Origin of the sequence: Streptomyces sp. RB17 (assembly GCF_009604455.1) — a bacterium.
Lineage (GTDB): Bacteria > Actinomycetota > Actinomycetes > Streptomycetales > Streptomycetaceae > Streptomyces.
This window is the reverse complement of the sequence record NZ_WEGL01000001.1, coordinates 877,219-902,983: the sequence shown is the minus strand read 5'-3', so window position 1 is coordinate 902,983 and position 25,765 is coordinate 877,219. Positions and strand designations below refer to the sequence as shown.

Genomic DNA, 25,765 nt, shown 5'->3' with positions numbered 1-25,765 from the left:
AAACAAAGACATGACGTGGGGACTGGGCGTTCGGTGCGAGATACAGGCCCTTCGGGCCGAACGCCGCCGGTGGAAAGCCGAGCACGAGCGCTTCAAGGCCGCACAACGGGCCGCCCGGAAGAAGGGCAAGGCCCCGGACGTCGACCATCCGGGGCCGCCACCCACCGGCTTCGCCCTGCTGCCCTGGCTGCTGATGGGGATGGGATCCTTCTCCAATCTCCTCCAGGGCAGCACCCCGAACCCGTGGATCGGCAGCGTGGGCCTGGTCACGTTCAACACTCTCTACATCTACGTCACCTTCCGCTCCTTCGAACGGGAGAAGCGCGAGGCGCTCTCCACCCGGGTGGCGCTGCTCGTCATGGGCCTGGTGACCACCGGTCTGGCGCTCGGCTACGGCGGCAACTGGCTGATGTTCTTCCCGTTGCTGGGGCTGGCGACGGGTGCGGCGCTGCGCGGCCCGTGGCTCGGCCGTACGGGTGTACTGCTGGCCGCGTACGCGGGTGCGATCTCCGCTGCCCACGACGGCTCGGACGCGGTGAACATCGCCTACGGCACCTTTCTCTCCAGCATGGTGACCGCCGCGATCCTCGGCCTGTCCGAGGCGGTACGGGAACTGCGCGCCGCCCGCGAGGAGCTGGCCCGCCGCGCGGTGGAGAAGGAGCGGCTGCGTTTCTCCCGGGATCTGCACGATCTGCTGGGGCACACGCTGTCGGTGATCGTGGTGAAGTCGGAGGCGGCCCGGCGGCTGGCCCCGCGCGACATGGACGCGGCGCTGGGCCAGATCACGGACATCGAGTCGGTGGGCCGGCAGGCGCTCACCGAGATCCGCGAGGCGGTGACCGGCTACCGGGAGGGAAGCCTGGCCACCGAGCTGACCCGGGCTCGCTCGGCGCTGTCGGCGGCGAGCCTGGAGCCGGTGGTACGGCAGTCGGGGGCGCCGCTGGAACCGCAGGCGGAGGCGCTGCTGGGCTGGGTGGTGCGCGAGGCGGTGACGAACGTGGTCCGGCACAGCGACGCGAGCCGCTGTGAGATCACCGTCGAGAGCGGCGCCGAGCAGGTCCGGCTCACCGTCACCGACAACGGCAGCGGCAACGGCAAGCCGGTCAGCCGGCCTCAGCAAGGCATCGGCGGCACCGGACTGAAGGGGCTCACCGAGCGCCTCGCGGCGGCGGGCGGCTCACTCACGGCCGGCCCGTCGCCGCGCGGCGGTTTCACGGTGACCGCGGAACTCCCTGTGGAGTCGGCGGAGTTCGCGGATCTGGTGGTGACGGCTACGGCTACGGCGCCCAGGGCGAGCTGACCGCCCAGCTGACGTCGTCGGTCCAGGACGTGCTGCTGTCGAAGTCGTTGGAGCCGCCGTCGCTCGCTATGTACAGGTTGTAGTCGTAGTGGCGCAGATATCTCGTCGGGTAGTTGTACGAGGCGAACGAGGTGCCGGTGCCGCTCTTGCCGGTCGTCGGGCAGAAGGTGGCGTCGGCCCGGAACTGGGCGGTGCCGTCCATGGGCTGCCGGTAGAGCTTGTAGTTGTAGTGGCGCAGGTAGTCGCCGGGGTAGTTGCGCGACTCGAAGGAGACGCAGGAACTGCTCGCGAGGCCCTTGCGGACGATCCAGGTGGCGTCGTTCTTGTCCAGGCTGGAGCTGCTGGAGGTGATGGCGGAGACGACGCCGGCGTCGTTCTGGTGGCGGACGTAGTCGCTGGTGCAGCAGGAGGTGGTGGCGCGCAGCGAGATCTCCGAGCCGGGGCTGAGCGTGCCGGTGCTGCCGGTCGCGCCGCCGTAGCCGACGGAGACGATGTCGGCCTGGACGGCGTTGTCGGCGGCGTCCGTCGGGATGCCGGAGGTCATGACGCCCTCGAAGAACGAGCCGATGGATCCGTTGCTGTTGTCGCCGCCGGTGCCCAGGACGATCGCGCCTTCCTGGTGCATGGGCGAGTATCCGCTCGTGGTCGGCTCACCTCCGGAATAGGTGGTCGTGAGCCCACCGGATTGTGCATTACCCCATTTGAGCGCGAAATGGTTCTGGCCGTTGTTCTTGAGCAGCGCGGTCACGAACGGCAGTGAGCCCGTGCCGGTGTTGGAGGAGTTCTTGCTGTATCCGGCGTCGGACTGGAACAGCCCGTTCTCCAGGTCGGCCTGCACCCAGGGGCCCTGCCCGTAGCAGGGGGAGAACCAGCACTCGGTGCCGAAGTTGATGGCGTCCATGTGGCCGTTGCCGGTGTCCTTGTTGTTGGTCTCGGCGTTGCCGTAGTCGAAGCAGCAGCGGTTGTTGACGTGGGTGCCGGAGGTCACCATGTACATCCCCTCGGCCGCGCCGTTGGTGGCGACGCCGGAGGTGGAGTTGTCCCGGTAGCCCATGCCGGCGGAGATCTCCAGGCCGTAGACCTGGTGGCCGCCGACGGTCACCGGCAGTGCGTCGGCGGGCGCCCCGACATCGGCCGCGCCGGCCCCGCCCGCGCCCTCGACCGTGAGGTCGTTGTGGCGGGAGGACTGGTCGTAGATCTTGGTGATGATGCAGGTCGTGCCGGAACAGAAGGTGTCCTGGGCGGCCGCGTTGGCGTATCCGCCGGCGGTCAGCAGCCCGATGTCCTTCGTGGCGCTGTCCGAGGCCCGCTGCACCTGGTAGAGCGGGCCGTTGTACGACGCGTACAGCGCCCGGACCAGGCTGTGCGCGGCGACGCAGGGGGTGCCGGCAGTGGCGTAGACGTCACAGGGCAGCGAACTGGCGGCGGCGGCCTGGGGCGCGCCGACTCCGAGGAGCAGCGCGGCGAGGGTCGCGCAGACGGCGAGCACGGACAGGGCGGCGCTTCTCAGCCGCCCGGGGCGGATGTGGGGGGATCTCATGGGCACGGTGCACCTCGGATTCTCGGCGTTCGATATCTCGGACGTCGTTCGATCGAAATACCGAACCTATTCGACGGTGGAAATTCCATGGATTTCTGGAAAGGCAGGGGCGATTGTTTGAGTACGGCCGGAGACCGTCAACCCCCGCCGCATCGGACCATGCCAAGTCTTTAATCGCCGACGACTGCCCGTGCCATGAGCAACGGCCGAAAGAAACCTGTTCCCTTCGGGCATCACCCAGGCGAAGTCGGCCGCCCCGCACGTCCGCCGCTGTACGGTGCCGTCGGGACGGTTCCCTGGTTCGAGTTCGGCGACGACGAGGCCGAGGTGTCACGGCCGACTGGTTCGGCGAGATCCTGCGGCTGCCGACGCTCGAGTACGCCGGCCGCCGCGACGGGTTTCCGGCCGTAACCTGAGGCCATGAACGAGATGCCCCGGGAGCACCGGACCGGCAAGTCCATTCGGGTGCTGCTCGCCGAGGACCAGGGCATGATGCGGGGTGCGCTCGCTCTGCTGCTCGGCATGGAGGAGGACATCGAGGTGGTGTCCCAACTGGGCTCGGGCGACGGCATCGTGGACGCCGTGCTCACCCACCGGCCGGACGTGGCGCTGCTGGACATCGAGCTGCCGGGCATCAGCGGGCTGGACGCGGCGGCCGAACTGCGGGAACAGGCGCCCGACTGCCGGGTGTTGATCCTGACCACCTTCGGCCGGCCCGGCTATCTGCGCCGGGCCATGGAGGCGGGTGCGGCCGGGTTCCTCGTCAAGGACGGGCCCGTGGAGGAACTGGCCGCGGCGATCCGGCGCGTACTCACCGGGGAGACCGTGGTCGACCCGGCGCTCGCCGCTGCCGCGCTCAGCGCCGGGCCCAGTCCGCTGACGGCCCGCGAGTGCGATGTGCTGAAGGCGTCGGTGGACGGGGCGACCGTCGCCGACATCGCCGGCAGGCTGCATCTGTCCGAGTCCACCGTCCGCAACTACCTGTCCTCGGCGATCGGCAAGACGGGCACCCGCAACCGGGCGGAGGCGGTACGGGAGGCCCGGCAGCAGGGGTGGCTGTGAGCGCCGGTCCGGCCGTGCCGGGTCACCGCATCACCTCCGCGCTCCGATAGTGCCTGCCTTCCGGTGCCACGCAGACGAACCAGGCCGACGAAGCCCCGACACCGGCTCGGGGCACCGCCACGGTGCTGGTGCCGTCGTTCCAGGTGCATTTGACCTGGCCGGCCGTCTGGGCCACCTCTCCGATCACCAGCCGTCCGGAGCTTTCGGGGCCCCAGCCCAGCCGCGTGGCGATGGATTCGAGATCGGTGCCCGACGGACGGTCCAAGGTCTCCGCGGTGTTGAACATGACCTGCTGCTGCGGGTGTTCACCCCAGGCACGCGTGACGAAGAAAGAGCTCTTGCCGATCAGGTCGGCCGCCCTGTGGACCTGCGCCGCCTCCAGCCCCAGCCTTTTCATCGCGTTGTACTGCCGGACCGCCTCCGTCCGGTCGCGCGGCGCATCCCACACCTGGAGCTCCACACGCCATTGCTTTCCCCGGTACAGGCCGCTCGCCAGATCCGTGCGCTGCGGCTCGTCCACCTGCCGGGCGCGAGGAAGCGCCGGGCGGATTGCCACTGGCGCCGTCCGGTCCCCCGACCCCCCGCCCGGCAGCCCCGTCACCGCCAGGGTCGCTCCCGTCGACCCCGTCAGCACCAGTGTCGTGGCCGCCGCCACCGCCCAGCGGCGGGCTCTGCGCCGCCGGCCGCCGCGGATGACCGCCTGGACGGGGGCTATGCCGATCTCGACCTCGTCCGCGGCGTCCGCGAGGAGGAAGGCGATGTCCGTCTGCGTCATGTCGGTCATCCCGTTCATGTCGTGGCTCTCCCGGTCCGCGCTCATCACTTCCGCCCTCCGTGCGTCACCGTCTCCGCCAGTTCCGGTATGGCCCGGAGTTTGGCGATCCCCTTGGCCGCGTTGCTCTTCACCGCGCCGACCGAGCAGCCCATCGCCTCCGCCGCCTGAGCCTCCGTCAGGTCCTCCCAGTAGCGCAGGACCACCGCCTCCCGCTGCCGCACCGGCAGTCGGGCGAGCGCCTCGAGCAGCGCGCCGCGGTCGTCGGCCTGCGCGATCCGGTCCCCGGTGTCGGCGATCTCGTGCACCAGGCCCGAGTCGTCCTTGGGGGCCAGGAACTCCTTGAGTTTTCTCCGGTGCTTGCGCGCATGCAGGTTGATCATCACGCGCCGTACGTACGCCTCCGGTTCGTCGGCGGCGCCGACCTTGCGCCAGGACACATAGACCCGCTCCAGGGTCGACTGCACCAGGTCCTCGGCGGCGTGCTGCTCCCCCGTGAGGAGAAATGCCGTACGCATCAGCCGCGGCCAGCGGCCGATCATGAAGCTCTGGAACTCCTCGTTCCGAGCCTGCTTCCCGTCCCCCATGGGCACCTCCTAGATGTCAGAAGGAGTCCATGAGCGGCTCGGACCGTTGCCTCACGTCGAGGAAATTTTCCGCGGCAGCCACAGCAGCATCAGCACCGCCCCGCCCAGCAGCACCGCCGTACTGGCCTGGAAGGCCAGCGCATAGCCGTCGGTCAGCGCACCGGGGCCGTGCCCACTGCCCGTGCCGGCCGCGGCGACGGTCGACATCACGGCGAGGCCGAGCGAACCGCCCATCGTGCGCGAGGTGTTGACAAGCCCCGACACCACACCGGCCTCGCCCGGTGCCGCGCCGGACGTGGCCAGGGAGGCGAGCGGGGTCGCCGCGAGACCCGCGCCCAGCATCATCAGGACCCCCGGGATCATGATCGCGGTGAGGTACGCCTCGTGCGCGCTCATCGTCGACTGCCAGCCGAAGCCGGCCGCGGCCACCAGCGTGCCCAGCACCGCCACGGTCCGCGGACCGGCCGACCGCATCAGGCGCGGCGCGAGCTTCGAGCCGACGACCACGGACAGCGAGCTGGGAACCAGGGCGAATCCGGCCTCCAGCGGCGTGTAGCCGAGGACGTTCTGGGCGTAGAGCGTCATGAAGTACCACATGCAGAACATGGCCGAGCCGGAGAGGAACATCGCCGCGTTCGCCGAGGCGACCGAGCGCAGCCGGAGCAGGCCGAGCGGCATCAGCGGGGCCGCCGTACGCGCCTCGACCAGCAGGAACAGGACGATGAGCGCCGCCCCGGCGAGCAGTGGGAGCAGCGTGGCCCGGGCCGCCCAGCCCTCCGCCTCCGTCTGCGAGATGCCGTAGGCCAGGGTCGCGAGGCCCGCCGTGACCAGCAGCGCGCCCGGCAGGTCCAGCCGCCGCCCGTCGCCGGCTCGGCTCTCGCTCAGCCAGACCACCGAGCCGGCCAGCACCAGCGCGCCCACCGGCACGTTGATCAGCAGCACCCAGCGCCAGGACAGCACGTCCACGAGCACCCCGCCGACCAGTCCGCCCGCGGCCCCGCCCCCGGCACCGACCGCGGTCCAGGTGGCGATCGCGCGCGCCCGCGCCGCCCCCTCCGGCACCGCGGACGTCAGCAGGGTCAGCGTCGAGGGGGCCAGCACCGCCGCGCCCAGCCCCTGCACGGCCCGCGCCAGCAGCAGCTGCCGGCCCTCCTGGGCGAGGCCGCCGCCCAGCGAGGCCAGCGTGAACAGACCGAGGCCGACCAGGAACATCCGCTTGCGCCCGTACAGGTCGCCGGCCCGGCCGCCGAGCAGCATGAAACCGGCGAAGGCGATGGCGTAGGCGTTCACCACCCACTGCAGACCGGACGCGCTCAGGCCGAGGCCGGACCGCATGGACGGCAGGGCGACGTTCACCACCGACACGTCGAGGACGACCAGGAACTGTCCGGCGCAGGCGAGCGCCACCACCAGCCAGGTCGGCGGGGCCGTACGGCGGGATATAAGGGGTGTGGTGTCGGCGGCTTCCAGCATGGGGGTCATGCTCTCAACCCGGTTACGGTCCTTGCATCGGCATTTCGGACCGCGGGTGCCCAGGTCGTGCGTCCTACACTGCGCGCAGTACCGTCACCACCGCCGCGCCGCCCAGCCCGATGTTGTGCGCGAGCCCCACCCGCGCGCCCGGCACCTGCCGCTCCCCCGCCGTGCCGCGCAGTTGCCACACCAGCTCGGCCGTCTGGGCCAGGCCGGTCGCGCCCAGCGGATGCCCTTTGGAGATCAGCCCGCCCGACGGGTTCACCACCCACCGGCCGCCGTAGGTCGTCGCGCCCGACTCGACGAGCTTTCCGGACTCCCCGGGGGCGCACATGCCGAGTGCCTCGTACGTCAGCAGTTCGTTGACCGAGAAGCAGTCGTGCAGCTCGATGACGTCCACGTCCTCGATGCCGAGCCCGGCGCGCTCGTACGCCTGCCGGGCCGCCTCCCTGGACATGGGCTGCCCGACGACGTCGATGCAGGAGCCGGACGCGAAGGACTCCTCGGTGTCCGTGGTCATGGCCTGTCCGGCGATCTCCACGAGACCGGTGAGGCCGCGCCGCGAAGCGAACCGGTCCGACACGACCACTGCCGCCGCCGCACCGTCCGAGGTCGGCGAGCACTGGAGCTTGGTGAGCGGCCGGTGGACGGTACGGGAGGCGAGGATGTCGGCGATGTCGTACACGTCCCGGAACTGCGCGTAGGGGTTGTGCGCGGAGTGGCGGTGGTTCTTGGCGGCGACCGCGGCGAGCTGGGCCTCGGTCGTGCCGTACCGCTCCATGTGCTCGCGGGCCGCGGCGCCGAAGATCTGCGCGGTCGGCGGGGCGGGTTCGAAGCCGTGCCGGGCGGCCATGATGCCGTAGTGCCGGGCGACGGGGGACACAGAGAAGTCTCCGCCGTCGGCTCCCCCGCCCAGCGCGCCCTTCTTCATCTTCTCGAAGCCCAGCGCCAGTACGCAGTCGGCGGCGCCGCCCTCGACGAGCTGACGGGCGAGCATCAGCGCGGTCGAGCCGGTGGCGCAGTTGTTGTTGACGTTGCAGACGGGGATGCCGGTGAGGCCGAGTTCGTAGGCGGCGCGCTGGCCGGCGGTCGAGGGCTGGAAACAGTAGCCGACGGGAACCTGTTCCACGTCGCCGTAGACAACGCCCGCGTCCGCCAGTGCTGCCGTCCCCGCCTCGCGCACCATGTCCCAGTACTGCCATGAACGGGTCTCGGGCTTCTCGAACCTGGTCATCCCGACCCCGGCGACATAGGCCTTCATGGCGCGCAGAATAGAACGTGTTCCATAAACCCACCAGCCCCTGACACCGAATCAGAAACCCATGGCCTGGTCAAGGATTCGTTAGAGGCTCGAAGCAACGGAATAGTTGCCTGTGCATACGAGGTTTACCCGGCACTTATCACTACGGGGAGGCCTCGACTCCATGACCCACACGACGACCGACCAGCCGGCCCGGAGGGCGAGCGGCGCCGTGGTCCCGGTGCTCGCCTTCGCGGGCATCGTCGTCGCGGTGATGCAGACCCTGCTCGTGCCGGTCATCAAGGACCTGCCGCAGCTGCTGCACACCGCGCCCTCCAACGCCACCTGGGTCCTCACCTCGACCCTCCTGTCCGGCGCCGTGGCCACCCCGATCATGGGCCGGCTCGGCGACCTCTACGGCAAGCGGCGCATGCTGATCCTCAGCCTCGCCGTGATGGTGGTCGGCGCCCTGGTCAGCGCCCTCACCAGCCAGCTGCTCACCATGATCGTCGGCCGTACGCTGCAGGGCTTCGCCATGGGTGCGATCCCGCTCGGCATCGGCCTGATGCGGGACATGCTGCCGCGCGAGCGGCTCGGCTCGGCCATGGCCCTGATGAGCTCCTCGATCGGCGTCGGCGGCGGCCTCGCGCTGCCCGCCGCGGCCCTGGTCGCCCAGCACACGGACTGGCACGCCCTGTTCTACGGCGCCGCCGGCCTCGGCGCGCTGTCCATCGTCCTCACCCTCCTGGTCGTCCCCGAGTCCCCGATGCGGGCGAAGGGCTCCTTCGACCTGCTCGGCGCGCTCGGCCTGTCCACCGGCCTGGTGCTGCTCCTGCTGCCCATCACCAAGGGCAGCGACTGGGGCTGGTCCTCGGGCAGGACGCTCGGCCTGTTCGCCGCGTCGGTCGTCGTCCTCCTCCTGTGGGGCCTGTTCGAGCTGCGCCACCGGGCGCCCCTGGTCGACCTGCGCACCACCGCACGCCCGGCCGTCCTCTTCACCAACCTCGCGTCGATCATGGTCGGCGTGGCGTTCTACGTCGTCTCCCTGGTCCTGCCCCAGCTGCTCCAGCTGCCCAAGGCCACCGGATACGGCCTCGGCCAGTCCATGGTCGTCGCGGGCCTGTGCGTGGCCCCGCTGGGCCTGACGATGATGTTCACGGCCCCGGTGTACGCCCGGCTGTCCGCCAAGTACGGCCCGAAGACCACCCTCATCCTCGGCCTGCTGATCATCGCGCTCGGCTACGGCGGCGGGCTCGGCCTGATGGACGCCGCCTGGCAGACGATCGTCACGTCCGTGGTCCTCGGCGCGGGCATCGGCCTCGCCTACTCCTCGCTGCCCGCCCTGATCGTCGGCGCGGTCCCGGCCTCGGAGACCGGCGCGGCGAACGGCCTCAACACCCTGATGCGGTCCATCGGTACGTCGGTGTCGAGCGCCGTCATCGGCATGGTGCTCGCCAACACGGCGAACAACGTGGGCGGCATCGCGATCCCGACCATGCACGGGTTCCGGGTGTCCTTCCTGATCGCCACGGCCGCGGTGGCGGCGGGCCTGCTGATGGCCCTGTTCCTGCCGAAGGCCCCCCGGCCGGGTCAGCAGCACACTCAGCTGCGGGCCAGCAGTGAGGAGGACGCTTCGCTGGAGCGGGCCGAGGAGGTGCTGCGAGGCTTCCGGGGCCGGGTTCTGGGCGCCGACGGCGTTCCGGTCGCCCGGGCCAAGGTCACGCTGATCGACCGGCGGGGGCGGCAGGCCGGGGCGGCCGTCTCCGACGAGGACGGCGGCTATGTGCTTGCCGTGCCGGCCCAGGGGGCGTATGTGCTTGCCGCACGGGCCGCGGGGCATGGGCCGCTTGCCTCTTCCGCCACGCATTCGGGTGAGGAGCGGGCTGTCGATCTGGATCTGTCATTGCCCGGGGAGACTGTGAGCGCCTGAGAGCTCGGCGGGTACTGCCGCCCGGCGGCCGACCCGCCGTCGTGGCCCTTCGCGCCCGCGCGGCGGAGCCGCATATCAATACAGCCCCGCGCCCCTTGGATACGCACCCCCCGTCGATAAGTTACCGGGGGGTGCGGCAGCATGGGCGGCTGGAACAGTCGTACGACCGGAAGGCCGCCGCCCATGCCCGCCAGCGCTCCCAAGCCCGACATCCTCGCCGCCTTCGAGGCGGCGAAGGGGTTCATGCCCGTGGACGAGGGGCTGGCGTTGTACGAGGCCGCGGTGGAGGCGGGGCGGCTGGGGCTGGCGTTGCTGGAGGTCGGGACGTACTGCGGGCGGTCCACCGTGCTGCTCGCCGACGCGGCCCGCGCGGCCGGGGTCACGGCACTGACCGTGGACCATCACCGGGGCAGCGAGGAGCAGCAGCCCGGCTGGGACTATCACGACCCCGAGACGGTCGACCCGGAGACCGGCCTGATGGACACCCTGCCCACCTTCCGGCGCACGCTGTTCAAGGCGGGGCTGGAGGAACACGTGGTCGCCCTCGTGGGCCGCTCCCCGCAGATCGCGGCGATCTGGAAGTCCCCGCTCGGTCTCGTCTTCGTCGACGGCGGCCACACCGACGAACACGCCACCGCCGACTACGAGGGCTGGGCACCCCATGTGGCCGAGGGCGGCTTCCTCGTCATCCACGACGTCTTCCCCGAGCCCGAGGACGAGTTCACCGGGCAGGCGCCGTACCGCGTGTACCTGCGGGCACTTGAGTCCGGAGCGTTCACGGAGACCTCGGCGACCGGCTCCCTGCGTGTCCTGCGGCGAACGGGAGCGGGGATCTAAGGGCCCCGGTTAGAGTCGCAGACGTGTCGTACCTAGGCCCGGAGTTCGATCCCCCCCAGCCGCGTCGGTCCCGGCGTGGACCGTTGACCGTGGCGCTCGCCGCGCTGGTGCCCGGTGCGTTGCTCGGCTGGGTGGTGTACGAGGCGGTGGGCGCCGGTGCCGGCAGTGGTGGTGCGGACCGTACGGCCGCCCCGGCTTCGGCGTCCGGTACGTCCGCCGTGCCCTCTCCGTCCGCCGACTCCGCCTCGCCTTCCGCGCCGGACGACGGCAAGCGGCCCTCGGGAGGCTCCGCCTCCGGTCCGCTCAGGGGCAAGGTCGTCGTCATCGACCCCGGGCACAACCCGGGCAACTTCCAGCACACGGCCGAGATCGACCGCAAGGTGGACATCGGCACGAACTGGAAGGAGTGCGACACCACCGGGACGTCCACCAACGACGGTTACACCGAGGCCCGGTTCACCCTCGACGTCGCCCACCGGCTGCGCACGCTGCTGGAGAAGCAGGGCGCCACGGTGAAGCTGACCCACGACGGCGACAGCCCGGCCTGGGGGCCGTGTGTGGACGAGCGGGCGCGGATCGGCAACGCGGCGCACGCGGATGCGGCGATCTCCATCCACGCCGACGGCTCGGCGCAGGGCAACCGCGGCTTCCATGTCATCCTGCCGGGCTCGGTGCACTCCGGCGCCGCGGACACCCGTCGCATCGTCGGACCCTCGCGCGACCTCGGCACGCGCATCGCCGGGAACTTCCTGCGCGACACCGACGAGCCGCCGTCCAACTACCTCGGCGACGGTACCGGTCTCGTCACACGTACGGACCTCGGCGGTCTCAATCTGTCAACGGTTCCCAAGGTGTTCATCGAGTGCGGCAACATGCGCGATAGCAAGGACGCGGCACTGCTGACCAGCGGCGCCTGGCGGCAGAAGGCGGCGCAGGGGATCTCTGAGGGAATCGTGAGTTTCCTGCACGGTTCGTGACCGGCGGGCGGAACCGGCCGGACAGCCGGATCTTGCGGACGGTAGTGTCTACCGACGACGAGACGACCTACGAAGGACCTGAAGTGAATATCCGCTCCCTCACTAGAGGCGACGGCGTGGTGATCGGAGCAGCGGTGGTGCTGTTCATCGCGTCGTTCCTCAATTTCGAGAGCTTCTCCGCTTTCGGCGCCAGCGAGAGCCGGAACGCGTGGGACAGCCTGGGTACGGGCCTGGGCATCTACATGGGCGCGGTGATCGGTGCCGTCCTCATCGTCGTCAACCGCTGCCTGCCGCAGCCCCGCAAGGTGCTCGGACTCGACCTCGGACAGGTCGGCACCGCGTTCCCGGTGCTGGCGGCCTGGACGCTGCTGTGGACGCTGATCGACGTGCCCGACGGAGTGAACGTCGGCGCCGGTCTCATCCTCGGCCTCATCGCCGCCCTGGTTCTCGCGGGCGCCGCCATCGCCACCCCGCTCTCCCCGCCGCTGCAGGCCGCCCTCCTCCCGGCCCCCAAGCCGGTCGCCCCGCAGCCCTACGGCGCCCAGCCGCCCGCTGGTTACGGCTACCCGGGTGCCCAGCCGCAGCCGGGCCAGCCGTACGGTGCCCAGCCGCAGCCGGGCCAGCCGTTCGGGCAGCAGCCTGCCCCGCACGGTGCTCCGGCGGCCGCGCAGCCGCCCGCCGCGGACTTCTCGCCGTTCTGGTTCGCCGTGCCGGTGACCCGTCCGCTGTTCGCGGAGGACGGCTCGCCGACCCCGATCGCCGAACTGGCGCCGGGCACCTGGTACCTGGCCGTCGAGCAGCGCGGTGCCGCCCTCGTCGCGCAGACCCAGGACGGCCGCCGCGGCGTGCTCCAGGACACCTCCGGCATCCAGCGCGGCTGAGCCCCGCACGCCGTCGCACGGCCCCTCGCCCTTCCGGGCGGGGGGCCGTTGTCGTACAGTCGCCCGTGACCGGTGATCTGACGATCCGTCAGGAGGCAGGCATATGCGGCTCGGTCTCGCACTCGGTTACTGGGGACGCGGCCCGGACGCCGGTCATGTGCCGCTCGCCCAGGAGGCTGAGCGGCTCGGGTACGACTCCGTGTGGACTGCCGAGTCGTGGGGCTCGGACGCGTTCACGCCGCTCACCTGGATCGCCGCGCAGACCTCAACGATCAGGATCGGTACGGCCGTTGCCCAGATGGCCGCCCGCTCGCCGGCCACCACCGCGATGCACGCGCTCACCCTGGACCACCTGTCCGGCGGGCGGATGATGCTCGGCCTCGGGCTGTCCGGGCCGCAGGTGGTGGAGGGCTGGTACGGCCGCCCGTTCCCGGCGTCGCCGCTGACCGCGACCCGGGAGTACGTGGACGTCGTACGGCAGGTGCTGCGGCGGGAGGCGCCGGTGGAGGTCGACGGGCGGTTCCATCCGCTGCCGTACCGGGGGCCGGACGGCACCGGGCTGGGCAGGCCGCTCAAGCCGATCACCCATCCCCTGCGGGCCGGTCTGCCCGTCCTGCTCGGCGCCGAGGGGCCGAAGAACGTGGCGCAGACGGTCCGCATCGCCGACGGCTGGCTGCCGTTGTACTGGGCGCCGAGCCGGCCCGAGGTGTACGGGGACGTGGTGCGGGGGCTGCCGGAGGGGTTCCTGGTGGCTCCCATGGCCCGAGTGACGGTGTGTGACGACGTGGCCGAGGGGCTGCTGCCCGTGAAGGCCATGCTCGGCTTCTACATCGGCGGCATGGGCCACGCCTCCCGCAACTTCCACGCCGACCTCATGGCGCGCATGGGGTACGAGAAGGAGGCCCGGCGGATCCAGGAGCTGTTCCAGGCGGGGCGGCGGGAGGAGGCCGTGCTGGCCGTGCCGGACGCCTTCGCCGACGAGATCTCGCTGGTCGGGCCGCGTGAACGCATCGCCGAACGGCTCGAGTTGTGGCGCGCGGGCCCAGTGACGGACCTGCTGGCCCTGTCCCCGGACCCGCACTCCCTCAGGGTGCTGGCGGAGCTGAACTCCTAGCTCCCCTTGGAGAGCTGGGACGCCGAGGGCACCTGGTTCTTGACCGGGGCGCCGGCGCTGCTGCCCGCGTCCTTGACCTTGTTGATCACGTCGTTGAAGGAACTGGCCGCGTCCGTGTCGCCGCCGCGGAGCTTGGCCGGCAGGCCCTTCAGGGCGTCGATACCGGCACTGAGCGGGGCGAGCGCCTTGGACAGCGTCGGATCGCCCTGGGCGTTCTTCTGGGCGGCCTTGAGCCGGTTGTAGGTGAAGCCACCGGCCAGAGCGGCCTTGACCAGGGCCATCTTGCGGCCGTGGGCGCCCTTCTTGAACTTGCCCGCCTTCCAGGGCTTCACGATCCACTGGTAGGTCGCGCCCGCCGCGAGGCCGGCGTTCGCCACGAACCGGGTCTTGGCGAACTTCTGCCGTTGCGCGGAGGTGCTCGGGCTGGGGGTGTCGGCGGCGGGGACGGCCTGCACCGCCGCGGTGTCCTTCGTGCTGGTCTTCTCGCTGCTGCCGCAGGCGGTGGCACCGGCCACCAGGGCGCAGCACAGCGTGAGCGCCACGACGAGGCGCCGTATCGGTACGGGCACGGGGTCCTCCCGGCGTGTCCTCCCCGAGCGGTCTGCTTCCTCCGGCAGCCTCACCCCGGAGGGCCGGGTACGCCAGTCGGCCGCCGCCGTTCGGGTTTCACCGGCCGCCGCCCGGCAATCCGGAAGGTATGTCGCCTCGATATCGCAACAGCGCGAATCAGGCCGGGACAGTGATCGCGATCGTCGCCGACGTCATGGCGCTGATCCTCGGCCTGTGGATCCTGATGTACCTGCTGGACGCCAACCGCGCCAACAGCCTGGTCCAGTTCGTCCACCACGCCGCCGCCTGGCTGGCGGGCTGGTCCCACGACCTGTTCACCTTCGACGAGACGTGGGCGAGGGTGGTGGCCGGGTACGGCCTGGCGGCGGTCGTGTACCTGTTCGTGGGCCACGCCATCGCCAACCGGATCCACCGGCACTGAACCGGTGGGCCCGGCCGCGGCCGTCGGGCTAGCCGCAGCAGTCGGGGTCCAGGCCGGTCGGCAGGTGCTCCCCGCCGAACACCGCGCACGTCGCCTCGTGCCCGCCCAGCGCCGCGACGGCGAGGAGCAGGGAGCCCGCCGTCCACGTGGTGAGTTCGCGGGGCCAGATCGCGTCGTCCTCGAAGACGTAGCCCGTCCAGTACAGACCGCTCTTCGGGTCGCGCAGGTGCTGGATGGACTGGAGGATCTCCAGGGCGCGGTCCGACTCCCCCACCGCCCACAGGGCCAGGGCGAGCTCGCTGGACTCGCCGCCGGTGACCCAGGGGTTGGGCACGACGCAGCGCACGCCGAAGCGGGGCACGACGAAACGGTCCCAGGACTCCGCTATGCGGACCCTGGCCTCCTCGCCGGTCAGCGCGCCGCCGAGGACCGGGTAGTACCAGTCCATCGAGTAGCGGTCCTTGTCGAGGAAGCGCTCGGGATGCCGGCGGATCGCGTGCCGCAGTCCCCCGACGGCCAACTCCCAGTCCGGCTGCGGCTCTTCACGCTGCTCGGCGATGGCGAGCGCGCAGCGCAGCGCGTGGTGGACCGAGGAGCTGCCGGTGAGCAGGGCGTCGGCGGTGGGCGTGCCGTCGTCCTCGCGGCGCCAGCCGATCTGGCCGCCGGGCTGCTGCAGGGCGAGCACCCATTCCATGGCCGCGTAGACGCAGGGCCACATGCGGTCCAGGAACGTGTCGTCGCCGGTGGAGAGATAGTGGTGCCACACGCCGACGGCTATGTAGGCGACGAAGTTCGACTCGCGGGCGCGGTCGGTGACGTCGTCGTGGGCGCCGTCGGCGTAGGCGGCGTACCAGGAGCCGTCCTCGTTCTGGTGCCGGGCCAGCCAGCCGTACGCCCGCTCGGCGGCCTCGTGTTCGCCGGCCGCGTCCAGGGCCATCGCGGCCTCGGTGTGGTCCCACGGGTCCAGGTGGTGCCCGCGGAACCACGGGATCGCGCCGTCCTCCCGCTGCACGGCGAGGATGCCGCGGACGGTCGCGGCTGCCTCCTCGGCGGTGAGGACCCCGGGCAGGACGAGGTGTTCTGTCCGGGGAGTGGTCACTTGGCGGCCGCCTCGGCGGTCTCGTCCAGCCGGGGCAGGTGGGGCTTGGTCGCGTAGACCACGAAGCTCTTGCCGATCAGCGGGTTCAGCGCCTGTTCGGCGACCCGCGTGGCGAGCGGCTTCTTCATGATGTCCCAGACCAGCAGCTTGTGGTACGCCCGCACCGGCAGCGCCTTGTCGTTGTCGACGCCGAACGCGCACTTCAGCCACCAGTACGGCGAGTGCAGCGCGTGCGCGTGGTGGCTGCCGTACGGCTTCAGGCCCGCCTCGCGGACCTTCGCGACGAGTTCGTCGGCCTTGTAGATGCGGATGTGGCCGCCCTCGACCTCGTGGTAGGCGTCGGACAGTGCCCAGCAGACCTTCTCCGGCCCGTAGCGCGGCACGGTGACGGCGATACGGCCGCCCGGCCTGAGCACGCGGACCATCTCGGCGAGCACGCCCTTGTCGTCGGGGATGTGCTCCATCACCTCGGAGATGATGATCACGTCGAAGGACTCGTCCGGGAAGGGAAGGGCGAGCGCGTCGCCCTCCATGGCCGTGGCGGTGGCGCCCTCGGGTGCCTCCCCGGCCTCCTTCATCGCCGCGAACCACTTGGCGACCTCGCGGATCTCCTCGCCGTTCTGGTCCAGGGCCACGACCTGGGCGCCGCGCCGGTAGCACTCGAAGGCGTGCCGGCCGGCCCCGCAGCCGAGGTCCAGGACTCGGTCGCCCGGGGCGAGCGGGAACCGGGAGAAGTCGACGGTCAGCACGTGGCCCTGCTTTCGGAGGAGACAACACTTGCCGAGGTCGCCGGGGCGACGCTCGCTGAGGCTGCGGAGGCGACACTCGGCGGGGTCGCGGACGCAGCACTCGGTGAGGCCGCGGAGCGGCCGGGAGTCGGGGCCGCGGTGGGGGTCCCGCCGCGCGAGCCTGTGCGGGCGTGGGGGCGGCGGGAGCGCGCGGAGCGGGCGATGGCCTCGCGGTAGTGGGCCACCGTGCCCTCCGCGGCGCGGGCCCAGGTGAACTTCCGCAGGACCCGCTCCCGGCCGGCGCGGCCGAGCCGCACCCGCAGCTCACGGTCCCCCAGCAGCCGGCCGAGCCCGGCGGCCAGCGCCCCCGCGTCGCCGGGCGGTACGGCCAGGCAGGTCTCGCCGTCGTGGCCGGCGACCTCGGGGATCGCGCCGCCGGTCGTGGCGAGCAGCGGGGTGCCGGTGGCCATGGCCTCGGCGGCGGGCAGCGAGAAGCCCTCGTACAGCGAGGGCACGCAGGCGACCTCGGCCGAGCGGATCAGGTCGACCAGTTCGGCGTCGGAGATGCCCTTGACGAACTCGACGGCGCCTTCGAGGCCGTACCGCTCGATCGCCGTCGCGACCGGCCCCTCCTCGGGGCGCTTGCCGACGACGACGAGATGGGCGGCCGGGTGCTCGGTGCGGACCTTGGCCAGCGCCTCCACCAGGAACACCAGCCCCTTGAGCGGCACATCGGCGCTGGAGGTGGTGACGATCCGGCCCGGCACCTCGGGCACGGCCGGATTCGGCGCGAACAGATCGGTGTCGGCGCCGATGTGGACCACGTGCACGCGGTCGTCGCGGACGCCGAGGTGGTCGACGATCTCCTGCTTGGAGCTGCCGGAGACGGTGAGGACCGAGGGCAGCCGGCGTGAGACGCGCTTCTGCATCCGGGTGAAGGCGTACCAGCGGCGCACCGAGTAGCGGCGCTGCCAGCCCTCGGCCGCGTCCAGCTCCAGCTGCCGGTCGACGGTGATGGGATGGTGGATGGTGGTCACCAGGGGCGCGCCGATGTCCCCCAACAACCCGTACCCGAGCGTCTGGTTGTCGTGGACGACGTCGAACTCACCGCGCCGGGCGCGGAGATGGCGGCGCGCACGCAGGGAGAAGGTCAGCGGCTCGGGAAAGCCGCCGGTCCACATCGTCGCGACTTCCAGGGCGTCGACCCAGTCCCGGTACTCGTCCCGCCCGGGGGTGCGGAAGGGGTCGGGCTGGCGGTAGAGGTCGAGGCTGGGCAGCTCGGTCAGAGTAAGCGCGGGATATCCCTCGTCGAGGACGGGGTACGGCTGCGAGCCGATGACCTCGACGCGGTGTCCGAGCCGGGCCAGCTCGCGCGAGAGATGCCGTACGTAGACACCCTGGCCGCCGCAGAACGGGTTCCCTTTATAGGTGAGGAGCGCGATGTCGAGCGGTCGCTCGCCGTCGGCAGCGGGGCCCTGATCGACGCCCGCCACACGGGCCTCAGCGGTCACTCCGTGCCCCCTTCTGCCTGCTCTGCCCCGCGAGACTACGTCGGGACGCTAATCTAGAACAAGTTTCAGACTTGATCGTTCAAGAGGCTCTGAATCTACCGGCAGGTAGGGGTGCTGTGAGCAGTGGATCAGGTGATTCGCGCCACGGCGCGTCGCCCTGCCATGCTGTCTGATCACGTGCCCCACAGACGCCTTCACCGACTGTCACGGAACGGGACCCATGCCTGCGGAAGCCAGTGTTTCGAGGCCTGCCTCACCGCCGCTCACCGAGCGCCAGGAGGCCCGCCGCCGCCGGATCCTGCACGCGAGCGCCCAGCTGGCCAGCCGGGGCGGTTTCGACGCCGTGCAGATGCGCGAGGTCGCCGAGTCCTCGCAGGTGGCCCTCGGCACCCTGTACCGCTACTTCCCGTCCAAGGTCCACCTGCTGGTGGCGACGATGCAGGACCAGCTGGAGCACATGCACGGCACCCTGCGGAAGAAGCCCCCCGCGGGTGACAGGGCGGCCGAGCGGGTGGCGGAGACCCTGATGCGGGCCTTCCGCGCCCTGCAGCGCGAGCCGCACCTGGCCGACGCGATGGTCCGGGCTCTGACCTTCGCCGACCGCAGTGTCTCGCCGGAGGTCGACCAGGTCTCCCGCCAGACGACCCTGATCATCCTGGACGCGATGGGCCTGGAGAACCCCACTCCCGAGCAGCTCTCGGCGGTCCGCGTCATCGAGCACACCTGGCACTCGGCCCTGATCACCTGGCTCTCCGGCCGCGCCTCCATCGCCCAGGTGAAGATCGACATCGAGACGGTGTGCCGCCTGATCGACCTGACGGATCCGGGCGCGCACGCCTGAGCACGCGCCCTTGACGCTCCCGGGGCGGCACTCAGCCGGCCGGGGTCAGCTCACTCCACGTGCGGTGGGCGGAGTTCTCGCCGGCCCACAGGTCCAGCAGCCGCCGTGCCTCCTCCTCCGGTGCCGCCAGGGACACCTGCTGGGTGCCGCCGTGGGTCTTGCGTTCGCGTTCCAGCGTGCCCTCGCTGCAGCATGCGCACAGCAGCTCGAAGCTGCTGTACGGCTCGGCGCCGTAGTCCCGGTCCACGAACAGGTCGATCAGGGCTTCGACGTCGGCGGCCGCGGCGGCGTTCACCGTCACGGTGTGCGTCGGCAGGCCGGAGGCCTCGAAGAGGAGGAGTTCGTCGAAGACGGGGTATTCACGGCCGTCCACGACCCGGTGGCCCTTCGGCTCGCCGTCGTGGACGACGATCTCGCCGAAGCGGCGGCCGGCGGTCACGGGCACGTTCATCACCCGGCCCCGGGTCGGGCACAGCCGGTCGAGCCAGACCACCTCACGCTCCCCGCCCGTGTCGAGCCGCACGCAGGCCAGGCCGAACCGGCCGTTGATCTCGCCCTCGCCGTCCGGGAGTTCGATGCCGAAGCCCGTCCAGGCGTCCCGCGCGGCGGCCCAGTCGCGCTGGATGGTGGCGGCGATGCCCAGGTTCCAGTACGCCGGGTCGCCCTCACCGCGCGGGGCACGTGCGGCGGCCTCGCGGCCCAGCTCGTACGCCTTCGCCCAGTTGCGCAGGAACTTGTGGGCGAGCGCGGCGTCGTACCACCACACCGCGCTCGGCTCCTCGTCCGGGTAGTGCGCGAGCACCGGCTCGTAGAGGTCGGCCGCCCGCAGCCACTCCTCGGCCTGCCACTCCCGCCGAGCCCGCTTGATCAGCTCGACCGCCTCGGACCTGTCCACGCTTCCCCACCCCGCTCGTTCCGCCGCGACAGCCGCGACCGCAGGAGGGTAACCCGAGGCACCGACACGCCTACTCCTCCGGCGGGAACACCGCCTCCCCGCTCTCCAGCAGCGTGATCACGATCGCCTCCACCGGGCAGCTCTCGGCCGCCTCCAGGAGGGGTTCGCCGGCGTCGGTGTCCGCCTGGACCGGGTGGGACTGGCGGGCGGAGTCCAGGCGGAAGGCGTGCGGGGCGTGGTGGAGGCACTGGGCCGAGCCGATGCACACCGACCGGTCGACCTCGACGTGCCAGCGGTCGCCCATGGCCCTACGCCCCCGCCGGCAGGTGGATCATCTTGTGCTCGAGGTAGGCGCCGTACCCCTCCGGGCCGAACTCCCGTCCCAGCCCGGAGTTCTTGTAGCCGCCGAACGGGCCCAGCATGTCCAGGCTGAAGGTGTTGACCGAGTAGGTGCCGGTGCGGACCTGCCTCGCCACGTCGATGCCGTGCTCGACGTCCGCCGTCCACACGCTGCCGGACAGGCCGTAGTCGGAGTCGTTGGCGATCTTCACCGCCTCCTGCTCGTCGCCGTACGGCAGCAGGCAGATCACCGGGCCGAAGATCTCCTCGCGGGCGATGCGCATGGTGTTGTCGACGTCGCCGAAGAGGGTCGGTTCGACGTACCAGCCGCGCTCCAGCCCGGCCGGGCGGCCGCCGCCCGTGAGCACCTTGGCGCCCTCCTCCTGGCCGATCCGGATGTAGTCCAGATTGCGCTGCTGCTGGCGCCGGGCGACCAGCGGGCCGACCTGGGTCGCCGGGTCCAGCGGGTCGCCGACCTTCAGCGCGCCGGCCGCTGCCGCGAAGGCCTCGGCGAACTCGTCGTAGCGGGCGCGCGGGACGAGGATGCGGGTCTGGGCCACGCACGCCTGCCCGTTGTTCATCCAGGCCGCCGGGACGATCCCGGCCACCGCCGTCTGCACGTCCGCGTCCGGCAGGACGACCGCCGCAGACTTCCCGCCCAGCTCCAGCGTGACCCGGGTGAGGTTGCGGGCGGCGACCTCCATCACCCGCTTGCCGGCCGCGACCGAACCGGTGAAGGAGATCTTGTCGATGCCGGGGTGGCCGACCAGGTACTCGCTGACCTCGCGGTCGGCGGGGAGGATGGAGAGCACGCCCTCGGGCAGTCCGGCCTCCCGCGCGATCTCCCCCAGGAGATACGCGTCGAGCGGGGACTCCGGGGACGGCTTCAGGACGACCGTGCAGCCGGCCAGCAGCGCGGGCGCGAGCTTGGCGGCGGCGACGAACTGCGGGACGTTCCACGGGACGACGGCCGCGACCACACCGACCGGTTCGCGGCGGACGAGGATCGGCCCGAGAACGCCGTCCCGGCGCTCCTCGTACGTGTAGTCCCGCGCGACCCTGATCGCTGCGTCCCACACCATCATGGCACCGAGCGCCTGGGCGAGGACGCTCCAGGAGTACGGGGAGCCGTTCTGGGCGGAGATCACCCGGGCGATCTCCTCGTGCCGGGCCGCGATGCCGTCCTTGATCCGGGTGACGACCTCGATCCGCTCCTGAAGGGTCGCCCGCGGCCACGGCCCCTCGTCGAAGGCGCGGCGCGCGACGGCCACGGCCCGGTCCACGTCCTGCCGGGAGGCGTGCGGCACCCGGCCGATGACCTCCTCGGTGTGCGGGGAGATCACCTCGATGACGTCCTTGCCCAGGGGTTCGGTCAACTCCCCGCCGATGAACAGCTGTCCGTGTTCCACGAGCTCGGTCATGGCCGACTGCCTCCCACCGCACCGCACGTTTCTGACGCTGTTTCAGAACTGATATCAGTTCTAGTTATAGGGAGCAATGGCCACCACCGAATAGGCCCGCACCAGCGCATTCGCCGCCGGCGCCGTAGGGCGGGGGCCGTCATGCCGCTGGGCCGTCCGCGGAGTGTCACGCACCTTCCGTGGGCCCGTCCGTGGACCGGTCGTGGACCCGTGCGTGGACCGGCCGTGGACCCGGCCGTGGACCGGTCGTGGGCCCGTGCATGGACTGTCGTGGACTGGCCGTGGCCCGTCCGTGTGCCGTCGTTGCCTTCACCGGCCGCACGCGAAGGAGATCTACGGTCCATTTTCGCCGCGCCCGTGCCTCGAAACCCCAGGTCAGCGGCGTGCGGCGGCTGGTCCCATCCGGATCTGTGCCGACGGCCACAGCGAACGGGATGCGCGTAGGCTCATACTGAGTCATGACAAAGCCTGCTGCGCCGAAGCGTCATCTGCCCACCAGCCCCTTCAAGGCCCCGGTCACACCGGCTCCCAAGCACTTCTCCGTGGGCGACCAGGTCTCCCACGACATGTACGGCCTCGGCCGAGTGATCGGCATCGAGGACGGAGTCGCGGCCCTCGTGGATTTCGGCTCGGCGCAAGTGCGGGTCTCGAGCCCGTACGCCAAGATGACCAAGCTGTAGAACCGCCGCGCCCGGTCATGGCGCACCAGACCCCTTCAGGGGCCTGCAACGAAAGAGAGTCCCCTCATCGATCTGACGTCACTGTTCTCCGCCCCGGAAGGGCAGCCCCGCTACCCCGCCGCAACATCGCCGCCCCCGACGACCAACCCCTTCCAGGCCCCCGACTTCGGGGAGGACGAAACCCTGCCGCCCGAGGACACACCGGAGGCCACCTTGGACATACGCGCGGCGCGGCCGAGCGGTGGTCGAGGCGCGCGGCGATGAGCGGTCGAGCGTCACTGTTCCAGCGGACGTGATCGAGGAGTATGCCCGCCGGGGCAAGTGATCCGCCCTCTCCGCCGAAGGCATCTCCGAGAGAAAAAGGGCACCTACGAATCGCCGTAGGTGCCCTTTTGCACGACCCGCGACGGTTCCCCCGAACGGAGGCTCTCCGTCGTTACGGAAGCTATTGGGCCGTTCGAAGGAGTCGAGGCCACGGAACCGCCAAGAGCGTCTCGGGCCGTCAACCGCTCTTTTCCCTGCTCTCCGCGTGATTCCAAGCCGGGACAGGACCGGTACCCGAGCCCCTCCCCAGCTTGAATGGCCCGTACAAGGGAGGGCTACGGATATATCTGCGCTTTGTAACGCGGATTCTTTCCGTCGTCCGGTGTCGCCGTGGAGGGCCACAGTGTGGGGCCTCGGCACCGAGCCGGGAATTTCGGATTGCACGTCCGGCCCCGACCAGGGTCGGCGTGCACGAACGTGAGGTGACAGATTCATGTCTGTTTCTCGTACGACAGTACGCCTGATCGCCACCTTCGTGGCTTCGGGCGCTCTCGTCGGCGCGGCCGCCCTGCCCGCCCTGGCCGTCGGAGCCGGCCACGACCGCGACCATGACAGGGGCTACTCGCACAGCTACTGGAGCGACCACGACCACGGCCGCCACTTCGGCGACCGGGACCGGGGCCGGGGCTGGGGCTGGGGCTGGGGCCGGGACGGCCGCTGGGACCGGGACCACGACCGCGGCCGGCACCACGACCGAGGCTGGCACCACAACCGGGACTGGGACCACGACCGGGGCTGGGACCGGCACGGGGACCACGACCGGGGCTGGGACCGGCACGGGGACCACGACCGCTACCTCGGCCACCGCTAGCCGGCCCGCCGTGCAGGCCGTGCTGTGACGCGGAGGCCCACATCCACCGCCACCCGTCGTCATAGCCGGCACGGCCGCTAGACCAACCCGACCGGAGGGCCGAAGCTCCTTGCAGCTTCGGCCCTCCGACCACGCCGTGGTCCGGGCCGTCCCCGGGTCGCGCGAGAGCCGCCGACGCTGAGCAGCATCTACTATCTGACGTTCCATCAGTTCTCGTTATAGTGGGCCATGGTCCGGCTGCGGGCGGTGGGGTGGAGGGGTGGAGGGCACATGGCGACGGCGACGACGTTCGAGCACGGCGGAGGCGTACGGTCGGTGGCGGTGCCCATCCCGGACAACCCCCTCGGCCACACGCTGGTCTACGTGGTGGAGACCGACCGCGGGCCGGTGCTGGTCGACACCGGGTGGGACGATCCGGCGTCCTGGGACACACTCGCGGCGGGACTGGCCGCATGCGGTACGGCGGTGGCGGAGGTGTACGGCGTCGTCATCACGCATCACCATCCGGACCACCACGGCCTGTCGGCCCGGATGCGCGAGGCCTCCGGCGCCTGGGTGGCGATGCACGCCGCCGACACCGCGGTCGTACGACGCACCCGGGAGGCCCCGCCGGAGCGCTGGTTCCGCTACATGAGCGCCAAACTCGCGGCCGCCGGCGCCCCGGAGGACCACCTGGCGCCGCTGCGCACTCCCCGCACCCCCCGCACCCTGCCCGGCCTCTCCCCGGCGCTCCCGGACCGGGAGATCGTCCCCGGTGAGCTTCTCGACCTGCCCGGCCGCAGGCTGCGCGCGATCTGGACCCCGGGCCACACGCCGGGCCACGTCTGCCTGCACCTGGAGGAGGACCATCCCGACCGCCGGCTCCCGGGCCGCGGGCGGCTGTTCAGCGGCGACCACCTCCTCCCCCGGATCACCCCGCACATCGGCCTGTACGAGGACCCGGACGACGCGACCGTCACCGACCCCCTCGGCGACTACCTCGACTCCCTGGAGCGGATCGGCCGCCTCGCACCCGCCGAGGTCCTCCCCGCACACCAGCACGCCTTCACCGACGCGCCGGGCCGGGTCCGGGAGTTGCTCGCCCACCACGAGGAGCGCCTGGCCGGCCTGCTCGCCCTGCTCGCCGAGCCGCTCACGCCCTGGCAGCTCGCCGAGCGCATGGAGTGGAACCGCCCCTGGGCCGAGATCCCGTACGGCTCCCGGAACATCGCCGTCTCGGAGGCCGAGTCCCATCTGCGCCGCCTGGTGAAGCAGGGCCGGGCGGAGCCGTTGGCGGGGAGCGAGCCGGTGGCCTACGTGGCGGTGTGAATAATGGTTCGCCGCTGCTCGGGTGCCCCTGTTACACAGCCTCATGGACCCCTTGCAGCGACTTCTCGCCGAACGCGCCTGCGAGCGCGCGATCACCGACTTCGTCCTCCACCTCGACCTCGGTGAACCGTCCTCCGTGGCCGAGTTGTTCACCGAGGACGGCAGCTGGGAGTGGCCCCCGCCGGGAGACGGGCGCCGCATCCAGGGCCGGGAGGCCCTGCGCACGTACTTCGGCTCCCGCCCCGCCGACCGGCTCTCCCGCCGCCTGGTGTCCAACCTGCTGGTCACGGTGACCGGCCCGGACACAGCGACCTCCACGGCGTACTTCACGACGTACCGCGTCGACGGATACGAGACAGGCGGCCCCATCCCCGCCGGACCACCCGTCCAGGTCGGCCACTACGAGGACACCTTCCGCCGGGTCGACGGCTCGTGGCTGATCGCCTCCCGCGTCCTGCACCTGCCCTTCGGCGGCCCGACCCCGACGGCGCCTTCCGGACTCACAGGAGGGCCAGCTTCCTGATCAACTCATCAGCCGGGTCCAGCAGTTTGGCCTCTCGCCCGCTCATCGTCGGGTTGGCGGCTCGGCGCCTGCGTGCCTGGGGCAGGCCGGCCTCCGTCCGGGGTCGGCATCACGTTGTCCGGATGCAGACCCAGGTGCAGCACCCGGGCCTCCGGCCGCGTCGCGTCCCGACCGGGTACGGCGTGCAGCCGACGCAGCAGACCGGCGAGCAGAGCGCCCGCCTCCTGCACGCCGACCCGCCCGTCCCCGAGGGCGCCGAGCAGGGTGGGCCCGGACAGCCGCTCCAGCACCAGTCCGGTGCGTGAGCCGGTGGGCCGTACCCGGGGTGCCGGACGGCCGTGCTGCCGCACGTGTGCCATCACGGCCCCCTCGGCAGCCGCGTCCCCCCGACCGTGCCGGTCGCGGCGCAACACCCAGGCCTCGTCGATCTCGTACACGTCGGCCGAGCGGCCGGAGCCCGGCAGTCTCCCCGTCTCCGTCATGATCGTGACCGTCGTCACCCCGACCCCGTGTGCACAGCCACTCCTCAGCGCGCTCGGGGCGGCCGGTAAAGTGGCGGCGTCGTCATCACACCCGTACGG

Annotated in this window: 26 protein-coding genes; 13 read left to right on the top strand and 13 right to left on the bottom strand. The window is 71.4% G+C overall.

Annotated features, from left to right (window positions below):
• Nucleotides 1-10: 10 nt before the first annotated feature.
• Nucleotides 11-1,300, top strand: a complete 1,290-nt coding sequence (locus SRB17_RS04160; RefSeq protein WP_153534633.1) for a sensor histidine kinase — start codon at nucleotides 11-13, stop codon at nucleotides 1,298-1,300.
• Here SRB17_RS04160 and SRB17_RS04155 read toward each other — a convergent pair.
• Nucleotides 1,278-2,840, bottom strand: coding sequence for an alpha-L-arabinofuranosidase B (locus SRB17_RS04155; protein ID WP_153534630.1), 1,563 nt, complete (start codon nucleotides 2,838-2,840; stop codon nucleotides 1,278-1,280). The genes SRB17_RS04160 and SRB17_RS04155 overlap by 23 nt on opposite strands.
• A 420-nt stretch (nucleotides 2,841-3,260) precedes the next feature.
• Between SRB17_RS04155 and SRB17_RS04150 the strand changes: the two genes are divergently transcribed.
• Entirely contained in the window at nucleotides 3,261-3,902 is a 642-nt protein-coding gene (locus tag SRB17_RS04150; RefSeq protein ID WP_194293893.1) for a response regulator transcription factor, read from the top strand.
• 22 nt (nucleotides 3,903-3,924) lie between these two features.
• On the opposite strand, the gene SRB17_RS04145 is transcribed toward SRB17_RS04150, so the two are convergent.
• From SRB17_RS04145 to SRB17_RS04130, 4 genes are all read right to left on the bottom strand, one after another.
• A complete protein-coding gene (locus SRB17_RS04145; RefSeq protein ID WP_153534628.1) occupies nucleotides 3,925-4,722 on the bottom strand; it encodes a hypothetical protein in 798 nt (265 codons plus the stop codon).
• Nucleotides 4,722-5,261: a SigE family RNA polymerase sigma factor gene (locus SRB17_RS04140; protein ID WP_153534626.1), complete on the bottom strand. Its 540-nt coding sequence runs from the start codon at nucleotides 5,259-5,261 to the stop codon at nucleotides 4,722-4,724. Before SRB17_RS04140 ends, SRB17_RS04145 begins: the two co-directional genes overlap by 1 nt.
• A 51-nt stretch (nucleotides 5,262-5,312) precedes the next feature.
• Nucleotides 5,313-6,743, bottom strand: coding sequence for an MFS transporter (locus SRB17_RS04135; protein WP_153534624.1), 1,431 nt, complete (start codon nucleotides 6,741-6,743; stop codon nucleotides 5,313-5,315).
• Between the two features lie 64 nt (nucleotides 6,744-6,807).
• The gene (locus tag SRB17_RS04130; RefSeq protein ID WP_153534622.1) at nucleotides 6,808-7,995 is read right to left on the bottom strand and encodes a lipid-transfer protein; all 1,188 of its coding nucleotides are present in this window, start codon (nucleotides 7,993-7,995) and stop codon (nucleotides 6,808-6,810) included.
• A 163-nt stretch (nucleotides 7,996-8,158) separates the two neighbouring features.
• Between SRB17_RS04130 and SRB17_RS04125 the strand changes: the two genes are divergently transcribed.
• From SRB17_RS04125 to SRB17_RS04105, 5 genes are all read left to right on the top strand, one after another.
• Entirely contained in the window at nucleotides 8,159-9,904 is a 1,746-nt protein-coding gene (locus tag SRB17_RS04125) for an MFS transporter (RefSeq protein ID WP_153534620.1), read from the top strand.
• A 183-nt stretch (nucleotides 9,905-10,087) separates the two neighbouring features.
• On the top strand, nucleotides 10,088-10,741 hold the full coding sequence (locus tag SRB17_RS04120) for a class I SAM-dependent methyltransferase (protein ID WP_153534618.1): 654 nt from the start codon (nucleotides 10,088-10,090) through the stop codon (nucleotides 10,739-10,741).
• Nucleotides 10,742-10,764: 23 nt separating this feature from the next.
• Nucleotides 10,765-11,718 carry an N-acetylmuramoyl-L-alanine amidase gene (locus SRB17_RS04115; protein ID WP_323374948.1) on the top strand — a complete coding sequence of 318 codons (954 nt, stop codon included), beginning with the start codon at nucleotides 10,765-10,767 and terminating at the stop codon, nucleotides 11,716-11,718.
• Between the two features lie 83 nt (nucleotides 11,719-11,801).
• Nucleotides 11,802-12,599, top strand: coding sequence for a DUF5336 domain-containing protein (locus SRB17_RS04110; protein ID WP_323374947.1), 798 nt, complete (start codon nucleotides 11,802-11,804; stop codon nucleotides 12,597-12,599).
• Between the two features lie 103 nt (nucleotides 12,600-12,702).
• On the top strand, nucleotides 12,703-13,713 hold the full coding sequence (locus tag SRB17_RS04105; protein ID WP_153534614.1) for an LLM class F420-dependent oxidoreductase: 1,011 nt from the start codon (nucleotides 12,703-12,705) through the stop codon (nucleotides 13,711-13,713).
• Here the strand turns inward: SRB17_RS04105 and SRB17_RS04100 are convergent.
• Nucleotides 13,710-14,282 carry a hypothetical protein gene (locus tag SRB17_RS04100; protein WP_323374946.1) on the bottom strand — a complete coding sequence of 191 codons (573 nt, stop codon included), beginning with the start codon at nucleotides 14,280-14,282 and terminating at the stop codon, nucleotides 13,710-13,712. The two genes, SRB17_RS04105 and SRB17_RS04100, sit on opposite strands and share 4 nt — an antisense overlap.
• Before the next feature lie 128 nt (nucleotides 14,283-14,410).
• Between SRB17_RS04100 and SRB17_RS04095 the strand changes: the two genes are divergently transcribed.
• Nucleotides 14,411-14,704: a hypothetical protein gene (locus tag SRB17_RS04095; RefSeq protein WP_153534612.1), complete on the top strand. Its 294-nt coding sequence runs from the start codon at nucleotides 14,411-14,413 to the stop codon at nucleotides 14,702-14,704.
• Nucleotides 14,705-14,732: 28 nt separating this feature from the next.
• On the opposite strand, the gene SRB17_RS04090 is transcribed toward SRB17_RS04095, so the two are convergent.
• From SRB17_RS04090 to SRB17_RS04080, 3 genes are read right to left on the bottom strand one after another with little or no spacing between them, the layout of a single operon-like run.
• Nucleotides 14,733-15,803: a prenyltransferase/squalene oxidase repeat-containing protein gene (locus tag SRB17_RS04090; protein WP_323374945.1), complete on the bottom strand. Its 1,071-nt coding sequence runs from the start codon at nucleotides 15,801-15,803 to the stop codon at nucleotides 14,733-14,735.
• Complete coding sequence (locus SRB17_RS04085; protein WP_323374944.1) at nucleotides 15,800-16,552, bottom strand: class I SAM-dependent methyltransferase; 753 nt, start codon at nucleotides 16,550-16,552, stop codon at nucleotides 15,800-15,802. Before SRB17_RS04085 ends, SRB17_RS04090 begins: the two co-directional genes overlap by 4 nt.
• The gene (locus SRB17_RS04080; RefSeq protein WP_323374943.1) at nucleotides 16,546-18,042 is read right to left on the bottom strand and encodes a glycosyltransferase family 4 protein; all 1,497 of its coding nucleotides are present in this window, start codon (nucleotides 18,040-18,042) and stop codon (nucleotides 16,546-16,548) included. Before SRB17_RS04080 ends, SRB17_RS04085 begins: the two co-directional genes overlap by 7 nt.
• Before the next feature lie 220 nt (nucleotides 18,043-18,262).
• Between SRB17_RS04080 and SRB17_RS04075 the strand changes: the two genes are divergently transcribed.
• Nucleotides 18,263-18,883 (top strand): TetR family transcriptional regulator, encoded by a 621-nt coding sequence (locus tag SRB17_RS04075; RefSeq protein WP_153534610.1) that lies wholly within the window; start codon nucleotides 18,263-18,265, stop codon nucleotides 18,881-18,883.
• 31 nt (nucleotides 18,884-18,914) lie between these two features.
• Here the strand turns inward: SRB17_RS04075 and SRB17_RS04070 are convergent, their stop codons facing one another.
• From SRB17_RS04070 to SRB17_RS04060, 3 genes are all read right to left on the bottom strand, one after another.
• Nucleotides 18,915-19,778, bottom strand: a complete 864-nt coding sequence (locus tag SRB17_RS04070; protein WP_323374942.1) for a tetratricopeptide repeat protein — start codon at nucleotides 19,776-19,778, stop codon at nucleotides 18,915-18,917.
• Between the two features lie 70 nt (nucleotides 19,779-19,848).
• The gene (locus tag SRB17_RS04065) at nucleotides 19,849-20,082 is read right to left on the bottom strand and encodes a ferredoxin (RefSeq protein WP_153534608.1); all 234 of its coding nucleotides are present in this window, start codon (nucleotides 20,080-20,082) and stop codon (nucleotides 19,849-19,851) included.
• Nucleotides 20,083-20,086: 4 nt separating this feature from the next.
• Nucleotides 20,087-21,538, bottom strand: a complete 1,452-nt coding sequence (locus SRB17_RS04060) for an aldehyde dehydrogenase (RefSeq protein WP_153534606.1) — start codon at nucleotides 21,536-21,538, stop codon at nucleotides 20,087-20,089.
• Between the two features lie 458 nt (nucleotides 21,539-21,996).
• Here SRB17_RS04060 and SRB17_RS04055 point away from each other — a divergent pair, with 458 nt between their 5' ends.
• From SRB17_RS04055 to SRB17_RS04040, 4 genes are all read left to right on the top strand, one after another.
• On the top strand, nucleotides 21,997-22,218 hold the full coding sequence (locus tag SRB17_RS04055; RefSeq protein WP_153534604.1) for a hypothetical protein: 222 nt from the start codon (nucleotides 21,997-21,999) through the stop codon (nucleotides 22,216-22,218).
• Nucleotides 22,219-22,975: 757 nt separating this feature from the next.
• Nucleotides 22,976-23,353: a hypothetical protein gene (locus tag SRB17_RS04050; protein WP_153534602.1), complete on the top strand. Its 378-nt coding sequence runs from the start codon at nucleotides 22,976-22,978 to the stop codon at nucleotides 23,351-23,353.
• 270 nt (nucleotides 23,354-23,623) lie between these two features.
• Nucleotides 23,624-24,661: an MBL fold metallo-hydrolase gene (locus tag SRB17_RS04045; RefSeq protein ID WP_153534600.1), complete on the top strand. Its 1,038-nt coding sequence runs from the start codon at nucleotides 23,624-23,626 to the stop codon at nucleotides 24,659-24,661.
• A 43-nt stretch (nucleotides 24,662-24,704) separates the two neighbouring features.
• Complete coding sequence (locus SRB17_RS04040; RefSeq protein WP_194293892.1) at nucleotides 24,705-25,184, top strand: nuclear transport factor 2 family protein; 480 nt, start codon at nucleotides 24,705-24,707, stop codon at nucleotides 25,182-25,184.
• An 8-nt stretch (nucleotides 25,185-25,192) separates the two neighbouring features.
• On the opposite strand, the gene SRB17_RS04035 is transcribed toward SRB17_RS04040, so the two are convergent.
• A complete protein-coding gene (locus tag SRB17_RS04035) occupies nucleotides 25,193-25,666 on the bottom strand; it encodes a phosphotransferase (protein ID WP_323374941.1) in 474 nt (157 codons plus the stop codon).
• Nucleotides 25,667-25,765 lie beyond the last annotated feature (99 nt).